General features: G+C 58.0%; 13 protein-coding genes. 8 read left to right on the forward strand and 5 right to left on the reverse strand.

All coding sequences use genetic code 11. The features are described 5' to 3' along the window. Nucleotides 1–417: 417 nt before the first annotated feature. The 8 genes from putP (at nucleotide 418) to ACZ89R_RS20595 (ending at nucleotide 13,206) form a co-directional block, all read left to right on the forward strand. The gene (gene putP / locus ACZ89R_RS20560; RefSeq protein WP_429544758.1) at nucleotides 418–1,902 is read left to right on the forward strand and encodes a sodium/proline symporter PutP; all 1,485 of its coding nucleotides are present in this window, start codon (nucleotides 418–420) and stop codon (nucleotides 1,900–1,902) included. A gap of 367 nt (nucleotides 1,903–2,269) precedes the next feature. Beyond that, nucleotides 2,270–4,288: a type VI secretion system Vgr family protein gene (locus ACZ89R_RS20565; RefSeq protein ID WP_429544757.1), complete on the forward strand. Its 2,019-nt coding sequence runs from the start codon at nucleotides 2,270–2,272 to the stop codon at nucleotides 4,286–4,288. Continuing rightward, nucleotides 4,278–5,015 (forward strand): DUF4123 domain-containing protein, encoded by a 738-nt coding sequence (locus ACZ89R_RS20570; RefSeq protein WP_429544756.1) that lies wholly within the window; start codon nucleotides 4,278–4,280, stop codon nucleotides 5,013–5,015. Before ACZ89R_RS20565 ends, ACZ89R_RS20570 begins: the two co-directional genes overlap by 11 nt. Continuing rightward, on the forward strand, nucleotides 5,015–9,676 hold the full coding sequence (locus ACZ89R_RS20575) for an RHS repeat-associated core domain-containing protein (RefSeq protein ID WP_429544755.1): 4,662 nt from the start codon (nucleotides 5,015–5,017) through the stop codon (nucleotides 9,674–9,676). Before ACZ89R_RS20570 ends, ACZ89R_RS20575 begins: the two co-directional genes overlap by 1 nt. Then, on the forward strand, nucleotides 9,660–9,962 hold the full coding sequence (locus tag ACZ89R_RS20580; RefSeq protein ID WP_429544754.1) for a contact-dependent growth inhibition system immunity protein: 303 nt from the start codon (nucleotides 9,660–9,662) through the stop codon (nucleotides 9,960–9,962). The genes ACZ89R_RS20575 and ACZ89R_RS20580 overlap by 17 nt, the downstream gene beginning before the upstream one ends. Nucleotides 9,963–10,201: 239 nt before the next feature. Beyond that, nucleotides 10,202–11,173, forward strand: coding sequence for a tetratricopeptide repeat protein (locus tag ACZ89R_RS20585; protein ID WP_429544753.1), 972 nt, complete (start codon nucleotides 10,202–10,204; stop codon nucleotides 11,171–11,173). Between the two features lie 483 nt (nucleotides 11,174–11,656). Next, nucleotides 11,657–11,980 carry a hypothetical protein gene (locus ACZ89R_RS20590; protein WP_429544752.1) on the forward strand — a complete coding sequence of 108 codons (324 nt, stop codon included), beginning with the start codon at nucleotides 11,657–11,659 and terminating at the stop codon, nucleotides 11,978–11,980. A gap of 389 nt (nucleotides 11,981–12,369) precedes the next feature. Then, nucleotides 12,370–13,206, forward strand: a complete 837-nt coding sequence (locus ACZ89R_RS20595; protein ID WP_095630877.1) for a 23S rRNA (adenine(2030)-N(6))-methyltransferase RlmJ — start codon at nucleotides 12,370–12,372, stop codon at nucleotides 13,204–13,206. Nucleotides 13,207–13,332: 126 nt separating this feature from the next. Here the strand turns inward: ACZ89R_RS20595 and msrA are convergent, their stop codons facing one another. The 5 genes from msrA to aceE form a co-directional block, all read right to left on the reverse strand. After that, nucleotides 13,333–13,980: a peptide-methionine (S)-S-oxide reductase MsrA gene (gene msrA, locus ACZ89R_RS20600; protein WP_007903246.1), complete on the reverse strand. Its 648-nt coding sequence runs from the start codon at nucleotides 13,978–13,980 to the stop codon at nucleotides 13,333–13,335. 101 nt (nucleotides 13,981–14,081) lie between these two features. Next, nucleotides 14,082–16,775: a sensor domain-containing phosphodiesterase gene (locus ACZ89R_RS20605; protein WP_429544751.1), complete on the reverse strand. Its 2,694-nt coding sequence runs from the start codon at nucleotides 16,773–16,775 to the stop codon at nucleotides 14,082–14,084. A 238-nt stretch (nucleotides 16,776–17,013) separates the two neighbouring features. Further along, the gene (locus ACZ89R_RS20610) at nucleotides 17,014–18,408 is read right to left on the reverse strand and encodes an alkaline phosphatase D family protein (RefSeq protein WP_429544750.1); all 1,395 of its coding nucleotides are present in this window, start codon (nucleotides 18,406–18,408) and stop codon (nucleotides 17,014–17,016) included. A gap of 284 nt (nucleotides 18,409–18,692) precedes the next feature. After that, complete coding sequence (gene aceF / locus ACZ89R_RS20615) at nucleotides 18,693–20,648, reverse strand: dihydrolipoyllysine-residue acetyltransferase (RefSeq protein WP_429544749.1); 1,956 nt, start codon at nucleotides 20,646–20,648, stop codon at nucleotides 18,693–18,695. An 11-nt stretch (nucleotides 20,649–20,659) separates the two neighbouring features. After that, nucleotides 20,660–23,305 (reverse strand): pyruvate dehydrogenase (acetyl-transferring), homodimeric type, encoded by a 2,646-nt coding sequence (gene aceE / locus ACZ89R_RS20620; RefSeq protein WP_429544748.1) that lies wholly within the window; start codon nucleotides 23,303–23,305, stop codon nucleotides 20,660–20,662. Nucleotides 23,306–23,491: the final 186 nt, after the last annotated feature.

Raw genomic sequence — 23,491 nt, forward strand, 5'->3', positions numbered from 1 at the left:
GGCAAGATTAGCTGTGCGTCGGTCGAGGTGCAACCGGGTGCAACCCTTTTTTTGTCGGAATAATAAGCAGCTCGTCAGGAAACTGATTCTGGTACATCCCTCCCGCGCCGGCTTGGTGCTTTTAGTTCTAGTACAACCTGGAAAACGCCCTGAAAAGGAGCAAAAACCGACCCTTTTCAAGAAAATCCGACTAGGTGCAACTTATTCGCACGAAACTGGTTGCACCTTATTTGCTTTGTTGAATAGCATTCGCGGCCAAGGTGCAACCGGTCAAAAAGATCGGTGTGCCGGCTGATGGCTTTCCTGGGGAAACATCAGTCATAAATGCGCGGGACCCCGAATCGTCCGTCAAACGTCGTCGTTTGCGAGCGGTTCACCAGCCGCTGCTACATAAAAACAATGCCAGGGCGTAACTCAATGAGCGTAAGCAATCCAACCCTGATCACGTTCGTGATCTACATCGCAGCAATGGTGCTGATCGGCTTCATGGCCTATCGCTCCACCAACAACCTTTCTGACTACATTCTGGGCGGTCGTAGCCTGGGCAGCGTCGTGACCGCACTCTCTGCGGGCGCTTCCGATATGAGCGGCTGGTTGTTGATGGGCCTGCCAGGCGCTATCTACATGTCCGGTCTTTCTGAAAGCTGGATCGCCATCGGCCTGATCATCGGTGCTTACCTGAACTGGCTGTTCGTTGCCGGCCGTCTGCGCGTGCAGACCGAGCACAACGGCGATGCACTGACCCTGCCGGATTACTTCTCCAGCCGTTTTGAAGATAAAAGCGGCCTGCTGCGGATCATCTCTGCGGTCGTGATCCTGGTGTTCTTCACCATCTACTGCGCTTCCGGCATCGTGGCTGGCGCCCGTCTGTTCGAAAGCACCTTCGGCATGTCCTACGAGACGGCACTGTGGGCCGGTGCTGCGGCGACGATTGCCTACACCTTCGTCGGTGGTTTTCTGGCAGTGAGCTGGACTGACACCGTACAAGCCACACTGATGATCTTCGCCCTGCTGCTGACGCCGATCATCGTGCTGCTGGCGACTGGCGGCATCGACACCACGTTCCTGGCCATCGAAGCGCAAGACGCCAGCAACTTCGACATGCTGAAAAACACCACCTTCATCGGCATCATCTCGCTGATGGGCTGGGGTCTGGGCTACTTCGGCCAACCGCACATCCTGGCGCGTTTCATGGCGGCGGATTCGGTCAAGTCGATCGCTAACGCTCGTCGCATCTCCATGACCTGGATGATCCTGTGCCTGGGCGGCACCGTCGCGGTAGGTTTCTTTGGTATCGCTTACTTCTCGGCCCACCCTGCCGTGGCGATGCCAGTGAGTGAAAACCACGAGCGTGTGTTCATCGAACTGGCAAAAATCCTGTTCAACCCGTGGGTTGCCGGTGTACTGCTGTCGGCCATTCTGGCAGCGGTGATGAGTACCCTGAGCTGCCAGCTGCTGGTGTGCTCGAGCGCCCTGACCGAAGACTTCTACAAAACCTTCCTGCGTAAAAGCGCTTCCCAGGTTGAACTGGTCTGGGTCGGTCGCGCCATGGTGCTGCTGGTTGCCCTGATCGCCATTGCGATGGCGGCTAACCCGGAAAACCGTGTACTGGGTCTGGTCAGCTACGCTTGGGCTGGTTTCGGTGCTGCGTTCGGTCCGGTTGTCCTGATCTCCGTGATCTGGAAAGACATGACCCGCAACGGCGCACTGGCCGGCATCCTGGTCGGCGCGATCACCGTGATCGTCTGGAAACACTTCGAACTGCTGGGCCTGTACGAAATCATCCCTGGTTTCATCTTCGCCAGCCTGGCGATCTACATCGTCAGCAAGCTGGGCACGCCGACTCACGGCATGCTTCAGCGCTTTGCGGCTGCCGAGGCAGATTTCCGCCTGAACAAGTGATGGGGATGAGCTGATGCTCTGACCTTTCGCCGACATGAGAACGGCCCGCTTCCTTTTGGAGGCGGGCCGTTTTTTTTGGGGTTGGCGCCAGACCTGAGGTATCGAAGATCCCCTGTGGGAGCGAGCCTGCTCGCGATGGCGTCGAGTCAGTCGACATCAATGTTGAATGAACACCCGCATTCGCGAGCAGGCTCGCTCCCACAAGGGCTGGTGGTGGTTTTGAGGGAAATGTCTGTAGCCAAACACACTGATTTTTGAAGGAAAAATCCCTAAAAAAGTAGGGCGAATCTGATTTCCTTGTCCCTCCGTCAACAGCCCTTGTCGCTCATGCAGAATCGCCCGCCTTCATTCTGCAGAGACACATCGGATGTTCGCGCCTGCCAATCAACCGCGTTTCACGTTGACCCTCGACGGCGTCCAGAATGAGCTCAAGGTACTTGAGTTCACGGGCAAGGAAGCCATCAGCCAACCCTATCGCTTTGACCTGGAACTGGTCAGCGAACGGCCCGACATTGACCTCGAAAGCCTACTGCATCGTCAGGCGTTTCTGAGTTTCGATGCGCAAGGTTCCGGTATTCACGGTCAGATTTTTCGCGTCGGCCAGAGCGATTCCGGCCAACGTCTGACGGGCTATCAAATCAGTCTCGTACCGCGTCTGGCGTACCTCGGTCAGCGTATCAATCAGCGGATTTTCCAGCACAAAAGCGTGCCGACCATCGTCACGCAAATCCTCAAAGACCACGGCATCCAGCGTGATGCCTTCGAGTTCCGGCTCGGCAGCGACTACCCCGAGCGCGAGTACTGCGTTCAGTACGCCGAAAGCGATCTGGCATTCATTCAGCGTCTGTGTGCCGAGGTAGGCATTCATTACCATTTCCAGCACAGCCCCGACGGGCACTTGCTGGTATTCGGCGATGACCAGACGGTTTTCCCCCGGTTACCCGAGCCGACGCTGTACTTGCCAGGCAGTGGGATGGCAGCGGATGCGCCAGCGATCAAGCGGTTCAACGTGCGCCTGGAAACCCGTACTACGGCGGTCACTCGCCGGGACTACGACTTCCGTAAACCACGCCTGCAACTCGAAAGCCGCCTCGACAGCGAACAGCGACCGGAGCTTGAGGACTACCACTTCCCCGGCCAATTCACCGATCGCGAACACGGTAAACATCTGGCTCAACGGGCCTTGGAGCGCCACGGCGCGGATTACCGCCAAGCCGAAGGTCGCGGCGACGAATCTGCTTTGGTCAGTGGGCATTTCCTACACCTCGCCGAACACCCGCGTCAAACGTGGAATGACCTGTGGTTGATCACTGAAATTGAACACCGTGGTCGGCAGCCGCAGGTCCTTGAAGAGTCGGCCACCAGCGACAGCCCGGATGATTTCCAGGGTTATCGCAATTCCTTTCTGGCGACGCCGTGGGACGTTGCTTTTCGCCCCGCGCTGGGGCCGGAAAAGCCACGCATGCTCGGCTATCAACCTGCCGTGGTCACCGGCCCGACTGACAGCGAAATCCATTGCGACGAGTACGGTCGGGTCAAGGTTCAACTGGCCTGGGACCGTGACGGTCAGCTCAACGAGCATTCCAGTTGCTGGCTGCGTGTCGCCACTGGCTGGGCACACGACCGCTACGGCAGCGTGATGATTCCGCGCGTCGGCATGGAAGTGCTGGTGGGGTTCGTCGACGCCGATGCCGACAAGCCGCTGGTCATGGGTTGCCTGCCCAACGCCGCAACCCCGGTGCCCCTCGATCTGCCTGCGGACAAGACCCGCAGCATTTTCCGTAGCCAAAGTAGTCCCGGTGGCGGTGGTTACAACGAATTGCGCATCGAGGATCGCAAGGGCGGCGAGGAAATCTACCTGCGCGCCCAGCGAAACTGGACTCAGCACGTACTGAACGATCAACAGGTGCAGGTCGACAACGAGCGCAGCATCGTCGTCACCGGCACCGCCCGCCATGAGCTCAAGGCTGACGAAAAACGCATCACCCACGGTCAGCGCCAGACCGAAGTGCGACTTGATGATCATTTGGTGGTGATCGGCGACCGGCACATTCGCGTGACCAGTCAGGCCCTCAACGCCAGCCAGCAATTCCACGTCAGCGCCGGCCAGCAAGTGGTCATCGATGGCGGCGCCAGCGCGACCATTCAGGCGGGCGGACAGTGGATCAACATCGGCCCTGGCGGGATTTTCAGCAGCGTGCCGATTGTGGTCGGTGGTGCACCGATGGCGGCCATGGCTGCTGCGCCGAGCTTGCCAGATGTTCCGTTGAAACTCGCCGCCGCCCCGACGGCGCTGCTCAGTGCCGCACAGATCCTTAGCCTGAAAAGCGACGCGCCGTTTTGCGAAGAGTGCGAGCGCTGCAAGGACGGTGTCTGTGCCGCCTGATGTCCTGTCAGCTCGCGCCTGGCTGGAACGCCAGCCACTGAAACCGTCGGAGCAACTGTTCGCGATTTTCAGCAGTGCCAGTGCGGCTGAACCCTTTAAAGCCTGGCAACGCTCAATCACCGCTCAAGCACCGAGCCCGATCTGGGCCGATACCGCGTATGCCGAGTGGGAAGCGGTGATGCCCTTTGTGGGAATCGTCCCGGCTGACGGTGAGTTTCTGGAGTGGGTCGCCGCCACTGAGTCCCGAGATTGGGGTTGGCTGGCGGTTTCTTCTGCCTCTCAAGAAGTGCTGGTCGAGCATTTGCGCAGCCTCACTCAAGTTCTTTTACCAAACGGCAACGCGGTGTTTTTTCGCTTCTGGGATGGGCGTTATTTGTTGTCGATTCTTCAGTCTGCCGACGTTAACGCCACGCAGTTAATGCCTGTCATCGACCGTTGTTTGATCAATGGGCAACCGCTCGATATCGGCGGCAGTGCATTGAAAGCCTCCAGGGTTTTCCCGTGGTGGGACGTTTCTGAATCGCTGCTCAAACACCTCGCCATCGAGTCCACCACAACCCGCATCAACAACTTGATGAAGTGGTTGAGCGAAGACCGCCCAGACCTTTACGAAGCGTTTTCCGAAAGTGTATTGCGGCACAAAGTTGCGAGCCTTCTTGAGACGCCGGACCTGCCTCAAGCACCGAAATCAGCCTTGGTGGATTACCTGATGACGGAGCTGAACTGATGGATCAGATCGCACGCATCGAGCAGGAGCTCGACGGTTTCAAAGACACCTTGAGTTTGTATCGCCAGCAACTTGGCAGCTTCTTGAGCAGGAATGTGGACAGGGTCAGCCGAGCTACGGATATGCCGTCGCTGATGGACATGGAGCGGCTCATAAAACTTGGTAATACCACCACCGCGGTGAGCAGTCGTGATGACGATTTTTTCTCCAGCCTTGCGCAGTGCCCGAAGAGCGGAATTCTGGAAATCGAGAGCAAGTTTGAATCGGTTTATGACATTCCGCTGGGGAATATTTCGCTTGATGTGATTGCTGTCGATGGCGGCGAGATCACACCGGTCACGCTTGATGAAAACGGTAAAGGACAGTTCGAAGGTACACCCGGCAAGTTCTATCGTGTTCATGTCCAGAGTGAAGTTACCCCGGCTCAAATCGATGATCTTTTCTCGTCTTACGATGGCTTGACCTCAGAGCTGGAAGGCTGGCTGCGCAAAGAGTGGGAGGGGTTCAAACCGCAGTGGTCGCAGTCGACTTTTGTGGCCGCTGGTAACGGAATGCTGGCGGGAGGTTGGGCAGCAGTCATGGGCGTTTGGGATGGACTGAGCCTTGTCTTTGACATCCTTAAGAATCCAGGCGCTCACCTTGAACAACTCGGCAGTAGTGCGCAGCAACTCATCGATCTGGCGAAGCAATCACCAGCAACGATTGAAAAAGCCATGTTGCTGGCTAGCGATGAAGCGGCGCTTTGTCTGCTGTTTCGTGCTGCGAGTCTTTGGCTTTCGGCGTTACCGCCTAGCGAAATGGCTGGTAACTCGGCAGAGGTGGCCAGCCAAGTCATTGTCTCGGTCCTGATCGATATTCTGATTGCTTTGGCGCTGGCCTGGACGGGTGTCGGTATACCCGTCGCCAAGGCCTATCTCACATTTCGCGGGATCAAGTACGGGGCGTTGCTGGCTGGTCTGGCGATGCGTTTCGTCGATGCGACATTCAGCATCCTCACCACCTTCATGAAGTACGTCAACCAGTACAAAGCAGTCGCCGCACGCGGTGTTGCAGCGGGTCTGAAAAAAGGTCGGATGCAACTGCGCTGGGATGCCAAACGCAACACCACGCTCAAGCAAAACGAACACCACGACGATGTCTCAAAACAAGCCACAAACCCCAACGGTGATAGCGCCGACTCCGTCGATAAAACCGCCACCAACAAATGCCCGGTGTCGATGGTCACCGGCGAAGAACTGCTGACTCTCACTGATGCTTCGTTGGACGGAGTCCTGCCGTTCGACTTCACCCGGCTCTATCGCACCAGCGCCGCAGAAGTCGACTGCGGCCTCGGTTTCGGCTGGAGTCATTCGCTCGCCCATCGGCTGGAAATCGACGGCGATCAGGTCATCTGGATCGACCACGAAAACCGCCGCACCACCTTTCCGCTGCCAAACCGCGAACGCCCGGCGATCCACAACAGCCTGTCACGCGCGGCGATTTATCTCGGCGATGACCCCGAGGAACTGATTCTCGCCCAGGCCGGCGAAGAAACCCGTTTTTACCACTTTCACAACGGTTTTCTGACCGCGATTAGCGACGCGTACGACAACCGCCTGCGCATCACCCGCGACCGCCAGCAACGCATCCAGCACCTCGACAACGGCGCCGGTCGCGCCTTGCTGTTGCGCTATGACCGTGCCCATCTGATCGCCGTCGACTATCAGGTGTTTGTCCCCGCGCAGACCCTCGCCGAGGCCTGGCATACCGAGCAAACGCTGGTCAGTTACCGCTACGACGAATGCGCTCAACTGATCGAGGCGAGCAACGCCGCCGGCGAGAGCGAACACTACGACTACGACGACCGGCACGTGATTTTGCAGCGGCAACTGACCGGTGGGGCGAGTTTCTTCTGGGAGTGGGAACGGTCTGGCAAGGCGGCACGCTGCATCCGGCACTGGGCGTCGTTTTCGCAGATGGATACGCGCTACGTCTGGGATGACCAGGGCCGCGTCACCGTCCAGAACATCGATGGCAGCGAAGAGGTTTACGTCCACGACGACCGGGCACGGCTGGTGCGCAAGGTCGAGCTGGACGGTGGCGAACACCTCAAGGCCTATGACGATCAGGGCCGCTTGGTGGCCGAGCAGGATCCGCTCGGCGCCTTCACTGAATACCGTTACGACGAAGTCGGACGGCTGGTGGCGCTGATTCCGGCCGAAGACGAGCCAACGGCCTACGAGTATCGCAACGGTTTCCTGCATGCGCGCTATCGCGGCCAAGCCGTGTGGAAATACCAGCGCAACGCCCAAGGCGACATCACGGAAGCGACCGATCCTGACGGTCAGGTCACCCACTATCACTACGACGAAAAAGGTCAGCTGCTGTCGATCCGCTACCCGGACACCAGCCGGCATGTGTTCGTCTGGAATGCCTTGGGCCAACTGGTCGAGGAAACGTTGCCGGACGGCGGTCAGCGGCGCTTTTCCTACGACGTACTGGGCCGAAGGATTGCCCGTCAGGACGAACACGGTGCCGTCACTCGTTACCAATGGGACGCCGTCGGCCGACTGATTCAGACCACCCTGCCGACCGGCGCCACGCGCGGCTTCAGCTACAACGCCTACGGTCAGATCACCGCCGAACGCGATGAACTGGGCCGCGTCACCCGCTACGAATACGCCGACGACCTGCACCTGGTCAGCCGCCGGATCAACCCCGATGGCACCCAGCTCCAGTACCGCTACGACAACGCGCAGCTGCTGCTCACGGACATCGAAAACGAAGCCGGCGAACACTATCGGCTGGACTACACCCCTAGCGGATTGATCCGACAGGAAACCGGCTTCGACGGCCGCCGTACCGCGTACGCCTACGACCTCAACGGCCACCTGCTGGAGAAAACCGAGTTCGGCGATGACGGCTCGCAGCTGATCACGGTTTATAAGCGGGACTCGGCCGGGCGCCTGTTGGTCAAGACCCTGCCCGACGGCATCCAGGTTAAATACCGCTACGACAGCCTCGGCCGACTGACCAGCGTCGATGATGGCCACGATCATCCGCTGGAGTTCGAGTACGACCAGCAGGACCGCTTGATCACCGAGCACCAGGGCTGGGGCACCTTGCGTTACGGCTACGACGCCTGCGGCCAGCTCAACCGCCTGCGCCTGCCGGATGGCAGCAAACTCGACTACCACCACGCCAAGGGCGGGGCGCTGACGGCCATCGACCTCAATGGCGCGCGGCTTACGTCGCACACCTTCCTCGCCGGTCGCGAACAAAACCGCCAGCAGGGCCTGCTGCTCAGCGAATATGCCTACGACGACCAGGGCCGACTGAAGGCCCACGCCGTCAGCCAACAGCAAAAAAACCTGTACCGCCGCGACTATGCCTACAGCGCCAACGGCAATCTCGACCACATCGCCGACACCCGCCACGGCCAGCGCAATTACCAATACGACCCGCTCAACCGCCTGACCCGCGTGCGCCACACCCGCGACCAGCCGCCGGAAAGTTTTGCCCACGACCCGGCCGGCAACCTGCTGATGCAGGACCGCCCCGGCGCGGCGACCGTTAAGGGCAATCGCCTGCTGATGCAGGGCGACCGGCATTACGACTACGACGCCTTCGGCAATCTGATCCGCGAGCGTCGCGGCACCGGGCAGAAACTCGTCACCGAATACCGCTACGACGGCCAGCACCGGCTGGTCGGCGTCACCGCCCCGGACGGTCGTAGCTCAAATTACCGCTACGACGCCTTCGGCCGTCGTATCGCCAAAACCGTTGATGGCCACACCACCGAGTTTTTCTGGCAGGGCGATAACCTCGTTGCTGAAAGCAGCCGCGAGCATTACCGCAGTTACATCTATGAACCGGGTAGCTTCCGTCCGTTGGCCATGCTCGACGGCAAAGGCCCGCGCAAGGCCTGCCCGTTCTACTATCAACTCGACCACCTCGGCACTCCGCAGGAGCTGACGGATTTTGGTGGCGAGATCGTGTGGTCGGCGAAATACAACGCCTACGGCAAGGTCACACGTCTGGCCCTCGGTGGAGGCGAGCAGCTCGACCAGCCACTGCGTTTTCAGGGGCAGTATTTCGATGCCGAGAGTGGTCTGCATTACAACCGGAATCGGTACTATGATCCGGAGATTGGTCGCTACCTGACGCCGGACCCGATCAAGTTGGCGGGTGGGCTGAACCAGTACCAGTACACGCCGAACCCGACGGGGTGGGTTGATCCGTTGGGGTTGGCGTGTCTACCTTGCCCCGGTGATCCTGAAGGACCGTTTAGCGTAATTGTTCCGGGCGGTGGTTTGGCTGCACACGAAGCTCAGGGAGGCCATCTCATTGAGAAACATATTGGTCGGACCGAAGCCCAGTTGCGAGAAAGGCTCGAGGCAGAGCCACATATACCAATCGCATCGACATTTCCTAATCAAACTGCCGCAGAGGCCACAGTTTCAAGCGTCATGGATAGAAATAAAGAACTAATAGATGATTTTATGAACGGTAATGCGCGCAGGCTCATTATTACACAGCCAATGTCGGCGCCGGTAGGTGTTGGAGTTGTTCGGCGCAGTGGAGAACTTGAGTCTTTATCTGTTGTAAAGTTAATACTCCAGAGAACTAACGAATCGCCGTCCGGCTATATTATATATACGGGGTATGCAAGTGATCGATAATTCGTTTTCGCAGCTTTACCAGTTCTTGGGAGCCTATTTTCATGAGGACTGGATGTGTGAATTTCACACAGCGGATGATGTTGTTAGATCTTTCCTGTCTGACTCAACATCCGAAACAATTTCGGTTGTGAAAAATGAAATTGCTGCTCTGCTCGAGAGGCATATGACCGAGATAGAATTGCGAGAGTTTCTGCTAAAAAAGATGAGCTGCTGCTACTGCTACTGGCACGAATGGGACTCAGGAGAAATATGGTTGAGTCATCTTGTTGATATTTTTGGTGAGTAAAAAATATCCCAAGGCGCACGATTTTTTTTCGTGTACTTTCATGGAGCACAGGAGGGGCTTATGTTTTCCACTTTTCGAGATTTGTCGCTGTTTGAGGGGGTTCCTGAATAAAAAATAAATCCGTCCCGATGTTGCTATAAAAAAGTCAAGTTTGGAAATCGCTCTGCTTTGCAGTGGCGAGATGGCGTGATTGTTGTTTCGATTACCTAAGTTATGGTGCTATGGAAGGTGTGGTTTCTGTGAGTAAGTTTAGAAGAAATGTGTTTTTTTCGGTTTTTATAGCGGCTTCGTCCGTTGGTCATGTATTCGCTAGCCAGTCGAGTGAATTGTTGGTAGCTATGGAAACGGGGAAGTGTGATCCAGAGGCGGCGCAACTACATAAAATTGCATTGGCGGGGGACGCACTTGGCCAATTGGCCTTTGGACAGGCAGCAAGCAAAAATCTCTGCGGGGCGGTAGAGCTGGGGAAAGAGCCTTCTTTTTATTGGTTTCGTAAGTCAGCTGAACAGGGGAATGATATAGCGCAAGTTGCATTGGGGAAGCATCTGTCGACTTCGTGGTCTGGTAAAGATGAGGAAGAATCGTTCACTTGGTATCAGCGAGCTGCTGATCAGGGGAATGCGGATGCGAAATTCGGTTTGGCCCAACTGTATCTGCGTGGCAGTTACTCCAAAAAAATCCCTAGGAATGATGAGTTGGCGCTGAAGCTTTATAATGAAGCCGCTGCACAAGGGCATATAATTTCATATATTGCTCTATCTCAGATTTATGAAGATGGAAGTAATGGCGTAGAAAAAAACAATGAGATTGCTGCGTCCTGGTATCGTAAAGCAGCTGATAACGGTAGCGCTTTTGCTCAGTGGCGATTAGCAAAGATGCTTCAAGAGGGGCTCGGTGTCGATCAAAGTGATGCAGAGGCGAGGCTGTGGTACGGAAAATCTGCTGGGCAGGGAAACTTATTCGCTCAGACAAGCTTGGCGATAATGCACCGTGATGGTGTCGGAGGCCCTCCAGATGAAAAATTGGCGCTGCAATTATTCTTGGAATCCGCTCATGCCGGGGAACATAATGCCCAGTTTGAAGTTGGGCGAATATATTTACTCGGTTTACATGGTGTTCCGCAGAATCAAAAAGAAGCTGAATCTTGGTTTAACAAATCGAATGAGAAACGGCGGCCCATCGCTATAAAAGAATTTGAGGGGTTGCGATAAAAGGAAGTGTTTTTTAGATAATAATTTTTCTGATTTTTGTTGGTGTGCTTTTGGTTGAGTATTTATATGTATTTCAGATAAGGGTGGCAATTCTAAATTCGGGTATAAAAATAGAATTGCGCGTATTGGCGATAGCGTAGGGCGAAATTTCTGGGCAAGGTCGTCGGAAGTTTCCTTCAAAACGTATCGGTTTCCATGAACTGGTGCGAGGTGAGATCCATGGATAGTCTTCGGCTGTCGCTGCATATGCAGTGGCAGGGTGTAGGAACCCTTGGAGATTTACCGCGCATCAGCGCTGTCGTTTGATTGCGGCACTTAATTTGTGCCCGTAACATCGTTCGCGGCGGCTGTACGCGGGACACGCTTCGGCGTGGCTGAGTTTTGGTGGATCTCCTCAGTTTCCTACTCTCGCGTACGGCTGCCACCCAAGCCCGTAGGAAAGGCCGGTGGTAGCCTAAATTTATCCGCCAAAGGTCCCAAAAAATGAAAACACTGACCCCAGATCCACCCTACGAAAAAATAACCCCTCATCCCGAAAACCGCTTCATGGCGTTGACCGGCAACTGCACCGACATGCCCACGCTGTTCGTCGATACCCACGCGCCGCTCGATGTTTTGTATGACGCTGCCAACTATCGAATCCGCGCCGTCACCCAGGTGCTGGAAAACATATCGATGCGCGGTTCGGTTGAGTGTGAGTCGTTCATTCTCAGTGACTTTGCCTTGCTCTGCGCCATTCCATTGCGCGATGGGTGTGATGTGCTGGATGTGATTGGGCGGCGGTTGCAGGCTCGGCCTTCGGACTAGAGCCGAGCGGCTTTTGTGGCGAGGGAGCTTGCTCCGGTTGGGCTGCGGAGTGGCCCCAGAACCTGCGATCCGGTTTTGCCAGGCAAACCGCGGTGTTTGGTTTGGCGACTGCTGCGCAGTCGAACGGGGGCGAGCCCCCTCGCCACAGGGTTTTGTGGTGGTCTCAGGTTTCTTGGGGCTGCTGCGCAGCCCAGCGGGAGCAAGCTCCCTCGCCACAAGAGCAAGATCAAGATCAAAAGATCGCAGCCTTCGGCAGCTCCTACAGGGGGTTGTGATCACGCCCTTGCTCTTGCGTTGGGATGATTGCCGCGCAGATTGTCCGCTCGGCTGTGAGGTCCTGACGTTCGGCCCCGTACAAGGTAAACTTCCCGGCCTTCGCAGGAGCAATCATGAATTATCGTCACGCCTTCCATGCCGGCAATCACGCCGATGTGTTCAAACACCTGACTTTGACCCGCCTCATCGCCCTGATGTCGCGCAAGGAGCAGCCGTTTGCCTATCTCGACACTCACGCCGGTATTGGTCTGTATGACCTGCAGGGCGATCAGGCCAGTCGTACCGGCGAGTACCTGGAAGGGATCGCGCGGTTGTGGGATCAGCCGGATTTGCCGGCGCTGACTGCCGATTACATGAAGGTGCTGCACGACATGAACCCGGATGGCCAGTTGCGCTATTACCCGGGGTCGCCGGAGTTGGCGCGACGGCTGACGCGGCCGCAGGATCGGGTGATGCTCAACGAGAAGCACCCCGAAGATGGCTTGCTGCTCAAGGACAATATGGCCGGTGATCGTCGGGTGAAGGTGCACTTGGGCGAAGGCTGGCATGTGCCGCGTGCGATGTTGCCGGTGCAGGAGAAGCGGGCGGTGATGTTGATTGATCCGCCGTTCGAGCAGCTTGATGAGATGCAGCGTTGTGCGGCGTCGTTGAAAGAGGCCATTGGCCGGATGCGGCAAACCGTGGCTGCGATCTGGTACCCGGTGAAGGATCAGCGCATGTTGCGGCGGTTCTATCAGGATCTGGCCGGCACGGGCGCGCCGAAGTTGTTGCGGGTTGAGTTGTTGGTGCATCCGCTGGATACGCCCAACAGCCTGAATGGTTCGGGGTTGGCGATTGCCAATCCGCCGTGGGGGCTGGAAGAGGAATTGCGTGAGTTGCTGCCGTGGTTGTCCAAGAAGCTTGGGCAGACCCAGGGTGGGTGGCAGATGGATTGGTTAATTGCCGAATAGGGTCAATCGACAAGCAGGATCAAAAGATCGCAGCCTCGTTTCACTCGACAGCTCCTACATCGGAATGCGTATTCCCTGTAGGAGCTGTCGAGTGAAACGAGGCTGCGATCTTTTGCTTTTTGGGATTTAGATCGGGCAGGTCACGCCTGTACCGCCAATCCCGCAATACCCTTCAGGGTTTTTCGCCAGGTACTGCTGGTGATACGCCTCGGCGAAGTAGAACGTTGGCGCTTCTTCGATTTCGGTGGTGATGGTGCCTTTGCCAGCCTTGGTCAACTCGGCCTGGAATACTTGTTCGCTGTGCTTGGCGGCGGCCAACTGAGCCGGGTTGGTGGCATAGATCACCGAGCGGTACTGGGTGCCGATGTCATTGCCCTGGCGCATGCCCTGGGTTGGGTTGTGCAGTTCCCAGAACATCTTCAGCAGTTCTTCATAGCTGACTTTTGCCGGCTCGTAGACCACCAGCACCACTTCGCTGTGGCCGGTCAGGCCCGAGCAGACTTCTTCATACGTCGGGTTCGGGGTAAAGCCGCCGGCGTAACCCACCGCTGTACTGACCACGCCTTCGCGCTGCCAGAACTTGCGCTCCGCGCCCCAGAAGCAGCCCAGGCCGAAGATCGCGAAATCCACGTCCATTGCGAACGGGCCCAGCAGCGGGGCGTCGTGGACGAAGTGTTTTTCCGGCACGGTCATTGGGGTTTCGCGGCCGGGCAGAGCTTGTTCTTTAGTTGGGAGCACGTTTTTGTTCACCAGGATTTCCGAGCGCAGAACCATGATCAGTCCTCTCAGTCAGGTTGAGATGTAAATAAACAGACCGCCAGTGTGCCCAATGATGCCAAGTTAATCACTACCCAAAATGTGGGGGCGGTGTGCTGTCAGGCGATCGGGCCGCGCGGGTAGCGTTTGAGCTTTTCGATCAGCTCGGAACCGGGGATCGGTCGGTCGAACAGGTAGCCCTGGCCGACGTCGCAGCGGTGGCGGCGCAGGAAGGCCAACTGCTCGGCCGTCTCGATGCCTTCAGCCACGACCTTGAGTTTCAGGTTGTGGGCCATGGCGATCACCGCGGAGGTGATTTCCATGTCGTCCTGGTTGTCCGGGATTTCGTGGATGAAGCTTCGATCGATCTTGATGATGTCGATCGGGAATTTTTTCAAGTAACTGAGCGACGAGTAACCGGTGCCGAAGTCGTCCATGGCCAGGGTCAGGCCCAGACGCTTGAGCTGATCGAGCTGCAAGTGGGTGTCTTCGGTGGCTTCCAGCAGCAGGCCTTCGGTCAGCTCCAGCTCCAGCAAATTCGCCGGCAGTTCTTCTTCCTTGAGGATGTTGGCGATGGACGCCACCAGGTCCGGGTCGGAGAACTGTTTGGGCGACAGGTTGATCGCCACTTGCAGATTACCCAGGCCGGCGGCGGTCAGTTCTTTGCTCATGCGGCAGGCCTGGCGGGCGATCCATTTGCCGATCGGGATGATCAGCCCGGTTTCTTCGGCAACGCTGATGAACTGGTCCGGGCGGATCATGCCTTTTTCCGGATGGTTCCAGCGCAGCAGCGCTTCCATGCCCAGCAAGCGACCGCTGCGCAGGCACAGCTTGGGCTGGTAGAACACATCCAGCTCGTTCTGGGTCAGGGCGCGGCGCAGGTTGTTCTCGACGAACAGCTTGTAGCTGGCCTCGGCATTCAGCGCTTCGGTGAACACTTGCACCTGATGTTTACCGTTGGCCTTGGCCTTGTGCAGCGCCAGGCCGGCGTTGCGCATCAGCGTCTGGGGATCACGGCCGTGCAGCGGCGCGCAGGCCAGGCCCACGGAGCCGGTGACGCTGATCAGCTGGTTATCGACGAACATCGGTTTGTCGAGGGTCGCCAGCAATTGGTTGGCGACCTGTTGGCCAGCCAAGAGGTCAGTGTCGTCCAGCAGCACTGCGAATTCGTTGCTGGCGAAACGCGCCAGACTGCCGCTCGGGCTCAGGCTGTTGCGTAGGCGCCGGGCCAGGCTGATCAGCAGTTTGTCGCCGGTCTGGTGGCCGAGGCTGTCGTTGATGCGTTTGAAGTTGTCGATGTCCACCAGCAGCAGGCTGATCGGCGTGTCGCTGTCTCGGGCGAAGCGTTCATCAAGGTTGCGGATGAACGCCGGGCGGTTGCCGAGGTTGGTCAGATTGTCGGTGTAAGCCAGGCGCTCGATGCGCTGCTGGGCGAGCTTGGTCTGGGTGATGTCTTCGTAGATGCCGATGTAGTGCGTCAGCTCACGGTTGTCGCCGTAGACCTTGGAAATCGACAGCTGGCCCCAGTAGGGTTCGAGGTTTTTGCGTCGGCTCTTGAACTCGCCCTGCCAGCTGTTGCTCTTGGCCAGCGCCGACGGCGCGTCGAACAACAGTTCGCTGAGGTTTTCCAGCGCCGGCAGTTCCGACAGCCGCTGGCCGTGGACTTCCTCGGTGGAGTACTGGGTGATCGCCGTGAAGCTCGGGTTGACGTATTCCACCACGCCGTCGCAATTGACCAGTAGAAAGGCGTTGGCGCTTTGCTCTACCGCACGTTGGAACAGGTGCAGGGCGCTGGTGGCGGTGCGGCGGTTGTGGTTGTTGATGACCTGGGCGAACTGATCCGCCAGCTCGCCGGCAAAGGCGATTTCGTCCGACTGCCAGGCGCGCGTCGCACCGATCTGCTCCAGGCAGAGCACGCCGACCACTTGGCCATCGACGCGGATGCTGGCGTCGAGCATGGCATTGACGTCGCGCGGGCGCAGGCTTTCGGCTATTTCCCGGGTGCGCGGGTCGCGCATGGCGTTGTGGGCATCGATGGCACGGCCGGTGTGCAAGGCTTCGAGGTAATCGGGGAAACCACTGGCATCGATCGGCTTCGGCAGTCGGTGATTGCGGGTGGCGCGGTGATAGGCTGAAATCGGCGTCAGTAGTGAGCCGTCGAGGTTCCACAGGCTGGCGCAGTCGATTTCATAGATGTCGCAGGCGCTGCGGGTGATCAGCTCGGCGGCTTCTTGCAGGGAATTGTTGGTGCTGTAGCGCTGGCGGGTCAGCAGCAGAATCAGATCTTGCTGGGCACGCACCCGGTCCAGGTGCTGCAGTTGTTCCTGCTGGGCGCGCTGATTGAGTTCCAGGGCGATTTGCAGGCGTGAATTCTGGGTTTCCAGATCCAGTACCGGCAGCAGCGGCTCATCGATGAACAGGCCGTCCACTACCATCAGATAGCCGCGCAGCAGGTGTCGATTGTGTTGTTTGTAAGCTTCGCCCAGTTCCAGCAGGCTCAGTACGCCTGCGGCGGTGTGCAAAGTGTAGCGGATCAGGTAATGCGGGCTTTCGGTGAGTTGCTGCTGGATCGTGTCATGCAGCTGATAGCGCGCTTCGGGCTCCATCAGGCTGGCGTAAGGCGAGCCGACCAGGGCGCAGAGCTCCACTGCCGGCAAGCCGAATTGTCGTTCGCAATTGGGGTCGAGAAACAATAGCGCCCAGCTCGGTTCATTCAGCCGTTCGAAACGCAGCATGCCGAGCCGCGAGGGCACTGGCAACTGCGTCACTACCTCGGCCACCATACGGCTGGCGGCATCGGGTTGGCTCTTCATATGGAGGGAAACTCGCTTCGAATAGGCTGATCGCGCCGGGCTCTCGCCCTCTTTACTGTTGTCTGCGGCAAGGTTGCATCATTGCGACACCCACTGACAAGAGACATGAAGGCCAAGTGCTATAAGAATATGTCGGCAGGCGCGAAGATTTCTCCAGTGAGGCGTCGAAAAGTAATGTTGTGAGTCAAAAGATCGCAGCCTTCGGCAGCTCCTGCAAGGCTACGATCTTTTCCGTTAGTCAACGCAACCTGATGCTTATCGACTGCAGAAACTTGCCATCCCGATCGTGATAATTGACGCGGACCTGTTCAGCATCGACGACCAGATGCGCGAAGTTATCCTGGCTGATCACTTCACTGGTCAGCTCATGCCGATAATCTCCCGCGGCCGTTCGGGCCAACGCCTGGTCGAGGATGAAGGTCGATGCCTTGGCATACGGCAGCAGTTTGCTGTTGTACAGCGGTGAAGACACGATGGTGTGAACTTCAAAATCCGGGTCGGCGCTGTGAGTCAGGCGACTGGTCAGTGAGCCGTGGACATCGCCGGAAATGAACAAGACGTTTTTGATGCCGCGTGTACGAATCGTCTCCAGCAGCCGTAGTCGTTGTTCCGGGAAGGCTTTCCAGGCGTCATCGCCGTTAAGTTTGCGGTCGGGGTAGAACATGACGCTGGTGACCACGAATTTGACCCGGGCCGTGCTGTTGGTCAGCCATTTGAGCAGCGCCTGTTCCTGTTCTTCATCAAGGATGCGCCGGTCGCTGGCCGACAGATTGCGTCGGGTTCGGCTGTCGGTGATAAACCATTCGATATCGCCATCGGAGAATTGATACCAATACTGTTTCAGTTTCTTGCTTACTTGCCCGTTGGCAAGCAACTCATAAGCAGGGCTGTGGCTGGCTTGATATAACTCATACGCCGCCATGGCGTTTTCGTATAAGTAGGCATCGGCCTTGCTTTCATTGGCGGGCCAGTTGTCTTCAATTTCATGGTCATCGAGGATCATGTAAGTCGGCACGCCGGATATTAACTTCGAGATATGCGGCTGAGAAAAAGCGGTGCGGTATTTGCTGAGGATGTCTTTGTATTCCCGGTCGGGGGCCACGAGGTTCAGGTCATCGACGTAGATTTGGTCGCCAGTCATCAGCATGGCGCTGATCGGCGGCTCGGCGCGTTCCGCCAGGCTTGTGATCGAGGCAAAGATCCGATCGCCCAAATGTGGAGCGAACGCAATGCCGGCGGTCATTCGCAGGTAACGACATGAGCCTGCGATATAGGCCCGTGGTGTGGTGGTTTTGCTGGATTGCGTGCGAAAGTGGTAGATCTCTCGCGGCCATTGCAGTGGCAGTTCCTGGATCGTCTCCACGGTATGCACCGGGCTCATGGGGCTGAACCAGCCCGCCTGGTATTCATAGGCGGTATCAGTGATGAGATCGTTGAGGGCAATCACATCGGACATGTCGCGCAAGATGGTCAGTTTTGCAAATACGCCCTTGGACCAATGTTCCTCACCGGCGCGTCGATAACGAATACCTGCAAATACCAAGGCGTCATTCTGCAATTCGCCGCGCAAGAAAATACGGGTGTGATTAGTTGTAGTGTGGCCAACAATAGGGCCAACAGTCGGTTTGAACATGTTCGAGTCCATTCGAAGTAATGCTAACTAAGCGGAATAAGTTATCGAAGTTTCTATTGGAAAACTCTCCTAACTAAGACTAGTTATTGGCTCGCAAAAAATATCGGGCGGAAGTGGACTCGAGTTGTAGGCGGTGTAAGCCATGAATGTAGGAATAAGGTGCAGAGGAGGGCTTTCTACAGGGCAAAAAAAGCCCCGCCAAATTGGCGGGGTTGAGGTACGAGCGTGGCGCTCGGAAAACATGGAACGCGACTGGCCCTCCGATGAGGGAGGGCCGGCCGGTGTTACAGCAGGATGGTGCGGATGTCCGCCAGCAGGTCGCTCAGACGCTTGGTGAAGCGTGCAGCAGCGGCGCCGTTGATCACACGGTGATCGTAGGACAGCGACAGCGGCAGCATCAGTTTCGGCTGGAAGGCTTTGCCGTCCCAGACTGGCTGGATGGTTGCCTTGGAAACACCGAGGATCGCTACTTCCGGCGCGTTGACGATCGGCGTGAAGCCGGTGCCGCCAATGTGGCCGAGGCTGGAAATGGTGAAGCAGGCGCCTTGCATGTCGTCAGCGGTGAGCTTTTTGTCGCGGGCTTTGGCGGCCAGCGCAGCGGCTTCGGCTGCCAGTTGCAACAGGCTCTTCTGGTCGACGTTCTTGATGACCGGTACCAGCAGGCCTTCAGGGGTGTCGACCGCGAAGCCGATGTTTACGTACTTCTTGCGGATGATCGCCTTGCCGCTTGGCGCCAGCGAACTGTTGAAGTCCGGCAGTTCCTTGAGCAGGTGCGCGCAGGATTTGAGCAGCAGCGGCAGGATGGTCAGCTTGACGCCAGCCTTCTCTGCAACGGCTTTCTGAGCGATACGGAACGCTTCCAGCTCGGTGATATCAGCCGAATCGAACTGAGTCACGTGCGGAATGTTCAGCCAGCTGCGATGCAGGCTCGACGCGCCGATTTGCATCAGGCGAGTCATCGGCACTTCTTCGATTTCGCCGAAACGGCTGAAGTCCACGACCGGAATCGGCGGGATGCCCGCGCCGCCAGTTGCGCCAGCAGCAGCGGCCGGTGCTTCCTTGGCCTTCTGCATCATGGCCTTGACGTAAACCTGCACGTCTTCTTTCAGGATGCGACCGTGCGGACCACTGGCGCCAACGGCGCTCAGCTCGACGCCGAATTCGCGGGCCAGTTGACGCACGGCAGGGCCGGCGTGAACTTTTGCACCAGGCTTGGCTGGAGCAGCGGCAGGCGCAGCAGCAGGTGCGACCGAGGCCTGAGCAGCAGGTGCAGCGGCAGGAGCGCTCGGAGCAGCAGCGGCTGGAGCCGGAGCCGCAGCAGGTGCCGCGCCTTTGACTTTCAGCTTCAGGATCAGGTCGCCAGTACCGACTTCGTCATCCAGCTTGATGGAAACGCTTTCCACCACGCCAGCGGCAGGCGATGGAATTTCCATGCTCGCCTTGTCGGATTCCAGGGTGATCAGCGACTGGTCGGCAGTGACGGTGTCGCCAGCCTTGACCAGCACTTCGATGATCTTGGCCTTGCCCGACGAACCGATGTCCGGGACGTGAATGTCCTGAACGGTGTCGGCAACCGGAGCCGCCGGAGCCGCAGCGGCTGGCGCTGGAGCAGCGGCAGCAGGCGCAGCAGCCTGGGCTGGTGCGGCCGGTGCAGCAGCACCCGCCACTTCCAGGTCCAGAATCAGGTCGCCGGTGCCGACTTCGTCGTTGAGTTTGACGCTGATGGCCTTGACCACGCCAGCGGCAGGCGACGGGATTTCCATGCTCGCCTTGTCGGATTCCAGGGTGATCAGCGACTGATCAGCCGCGACGGTGTCGCCGACCTTGACCTGGATCTCGATGATCTGGGCCTTGCCCGAGGAACCGATGTCCGGCACGTGCACTTGCTGAACGCTGGCAGCAGCAGGCGCGCCAGCTGGAGCGGCCGGCGCTTTGGCGGCGGCAGCAGGCGCAGCTTCAGCCTTGACAGCAGGCGCAGCGGCAGCCGCAGGAGCCGGCGCGGCGGCACCTTCGACTTCCAGTTCCAGCAGTTCGTCGCCTTCTTTCAGGCGATCGCCCAGCTTCACTTTCAGGCTCTTGATGATACCGGCCTTCGGCGCAGGCACTTCCATGCTCGCCTTGTCCGACTCAAGTGTCAGGATGCTCTGGTCGGCTTCGATACGGTCGCCGACCTTCACAAACAGTTCAATTACTTCACCTTCACCGCTGCCGATGTCAGGTACGCGAATGAGTTCGCTCACAGAGTGTCTCCTCAGCAGTCCAGTGGGTTGCGTTTTTCCGGGTTGATACCGAACTTGGCGATGGCTTCAGCCACCACTTTAGGTTCGATGTCACCACGGTCAGCCAAGGCTTCCAGGGCTGCCAACACCACGAAATGACGGTCGACTTCGAAGAAGTGACGCAGCTTCTTGCGGCTGTCACTGCGGCCGAAACCATCGGTGCCCAGGACTTTGAATTCCTTGGACGGGACCCACTGACGAATTTGCTCAGCGAACAGCTTCATGTAGTCGGTAGAGGCGATGACCGGACCTTTACGGCCGTTCAGGCACTCTTCCACATAGCTCAGCTTAGGCTTCTGGCCCGGGTGCAGACGGTTGGTGCGCTCAACGGCCAGGCCATCGCGACGCAGTTCGTTGAAGCTGGTAACGCTCCACACGTCAGCGCCGACGTTGAACTGTTCACGCAGGATCTTCGCCGCTTCACGGACTTCACGCAGGATGGTGCCGGAGCCCATCAGCTGAACGTGGTGCGCCGCTTCGCGGGTGTCTTCCTCAAGCAGGTACATGCCTTTCTTGATGCCTTCTTCGGCACCGGCCGGCATGGCGGGCTGCTGGTAGGATTCGTTCATTACGGTGATGTAGTAGAAGACGTCCTGTTGCTCTTCGGTCATCTTCTTCATGCCGTCCTGAATGATCACCGCCAGCTCGTAGCCGTAGGTTGGATCGTAGGTGCGGCAGTTCGGGATGGTGGCAGCCAGGATGTGGCTGTGACCGTCTTCGTGTTGCAGGCCTTCGCCGTTCAGCGTGGTCCGGCCGGCGGTGCCGCCGATCAGGAAGCCACGGGTGCGGCTGTCGCCAGCGGCCCAGGCCAGGTCACCGATACGCTGGAAGCCGAACATCGAGTAGAAGATGTAGAACGGCAGCATTGGCTGGTTGTGGCTGGAGTACGAAGTACCGGCAGCGATGAAGGAGCTCATGGCGCCCGCTTCGTTGATGCCTTCTTCGAGGATCTGACCTTTCTGGTCTTCCTTGTAGAACATCACCTGGTCTTTATCGACTGGCTCGTAGAGCTGGCCGACGGACGAGTAGATGCCCAACTGACGGAACATGCCTTCCATACCGAAGGTACGGGCTTCGTCCGGGATGATCGGTACGATGCGCGGACCGATTTCCTTGTCCTTGACCAGTTGCGCGAGGATCCGCACGAAGGCCATGGTGGTGGAAATCTCACGGTCGCCCGAGCCGTCCAGGATCGCCTTGAGGGTGTCCAGTGGCGGGGTTGGAATGTTGAAGCTCTTGGCGCGACGCTGAGGCACGAAACCGCCCAGTGCGGTACGGCGCTCGCTCAGGTAACGGGCTTCGGCGCTGCCTTCTTCCGGCTTGAAGAACGGCAGGTTTTCGAGTTCGTCGTCTTTGACCGGGATATCGAAACGATCACGGAACAACTTCAGGCTGTCGACATCGACTTTCTTGGTGTTGTGCGCGGTGTTTTTCGCTTCGCCGGCACCGGTGCCATAACCCTTGATGGTCTTGGCCAGGATGACGGTCGGTTGTTCTTTGTGGTTGACCGCTTCGTGGTACGCCGCGTAGACCTTGTACGGGTCGTGGCCGCCACGGTTGAGCTTCCAGATCTCGTCGTCGGACAAGTCTGCAACCATCGCCTTGAGTTCTGGCGTGTTGAAGAAGTGTTCACGCACGAACGCGCCGTCTTTGGCTTTGTAGTTCTGGTACTCGCCGTCGATGACTTCGTCCATGCGGCGTTGCAGGATACCGTCGACGTCTTTGGCCAGCAGTGGGTCCCAGAAACGGCCCCAGATGACTTTGGTCACGTTCCACTGAGCACCGCGGAACACGCCTTCGAGTTCCTGGATGATCTTGCCGTTGCCGCGAACCGGGCCGTCGAGGCGCTGCAGGTTGCAGTTGATGACGAAGATCAGGTTGTCCAGCTTCTCGCGGCCGGCCAGGGAGATCGCGCCCAGGGATTCCGGCTCGTCGCACTCGCCGTCGCCCAGGAAGCACCAGACTTTCTGTTTGCCCGGCTGGATGAAGCCACGGTGTTCCAGGTACTTCATGAAGCGAGCCTGGTAGATCGCCTGGATCGGACCCAGACCCATGGATACGGTCGGGAACTGCCAGAAGTCAGGCATCAGCCAAGGGTGCGGGTAGGACGACAGGCCCTGACCGTCCACTTCCTGGCGGAAGTTGTTCATCTGGTCTTCGGTGATGCGGCCTTCCATGAATGCGCGGGCGTAAACGCCTGGCGAGGTATGGCCCTGGAAGTAGATCAGGTCGCCGCCGTGCTCGTCGGTCGGGGCCTGGAAGAAGTAGTTGAAGCCGATGTCATACAGGGTCGCACTGGAGGCGAAGCTGGAGATGTGACCACCCAGGTCAGAATCTTTCAGGTTCGTACGCATTACCATGGCCATCGCGTTCCAGCGTACCAACGAGCGAATGCGGCGTTCCATGAACAGGTCGCCAGGCATGCGTGCTTCGTGGGTGACGGGAATCGTGTTGCGGTACGGCGTGGTGATGGCGTAAGGGAGCTGCGAGCCGCTACGGGTCGCGAGTTCGCCCATACGGGTCATCAGATAGTGAGCACGGTCTTCGCCTTCTTTGTCGAGAACCGATTCCAGGGCGTCCAGCCATTCCTGGGTTTCGACGGGATCGAGGTCTTGCATGGCTTGCTCCAGGGCGGAAAGGCTTCCAGAATCGGTTGCCTGAGTTTGCGACTGGCCTTGTGGGCAGACGATATAAATTCTTGGATTGCCGAGAGGTATGTTCCGGCGGCGTGTAGTTTTACTACAAATCATCGGGCATTTCAGCCTTTCGAATGTATAGACGAGTAGTAAAACTACAGAAGATCG

Source organism: Pseudomonas sp. TE3728, from assembly GCF_056279145.1.

Coding starts and splice junctions, on each gene's coding strand:
- putP (WP_429544758.1), top strand. CDS start 418: ATGAGCGTAAGCAATCCAACCCTGATCACGTTCGTGATCTACATCGCA.
- ACZ89R_RS20595 (WP_095630877.1), top strand. CDS start 12,370: ATGAATTATCGTCACGCCTTCCATGCCGGCAATCACGCCGATGTGTTC.
- ACZ89R_RS20565 (WP_429544757.1), top strand. CDS start 2,270: ATGTTCGCGCCTGCCAATCAACCGCGTTTCACGTTGACCCTCGACGGC.
- ACZ89R_RS20580 (WP_429544754.1), top strand. CDS start 9,660: ATGCAAGTGATCGATAATTCGTTTTCGCAGCTTTACCAGTTCTTGGGA.
- ACZ89R_RS20610 (WP_429544750.1), bottom strand. CDS start 18,408: ATGTTCAAACCGACTGTTGGCCCTATTGTTGGCCACACTACAACTAAT.
- ACZ89R_RS20590 (WP_429544752.1), top strand. CDS start 11,657: ATGAAAACACTGACCCCAGATCCACCCTACGAAAAAATAACCCCTCAT.
- aceE (WP_429544748.1), bottom strand. CDS start 23,305: ATGCAAGACCTCGATCCCGTCGAAACCCAGGAATGGCTGGACGCCCTG.
- ACZ89R_RS20605 (WP_429544751.1), bottom strand. CDS start 16,775: ATGAAGAGCCAACCCGATGCCGCCAGCCGTATGGTGGCCGAGGTAGTG.
- msrA (WP_007903246.1), bottom strand. CDS start 13,980: ATGGTTCTGCGCTCGGAAATCCTGGTGAACAAAAACGTGCTCCCAACT.
- ACZ89R_RS20575 (WP_429544755.1), top strand. CDS start 5,015: ATGGATCAGATCGCACGCATCGAGCAGGAGCTCGACGGTTTCAAAGAC.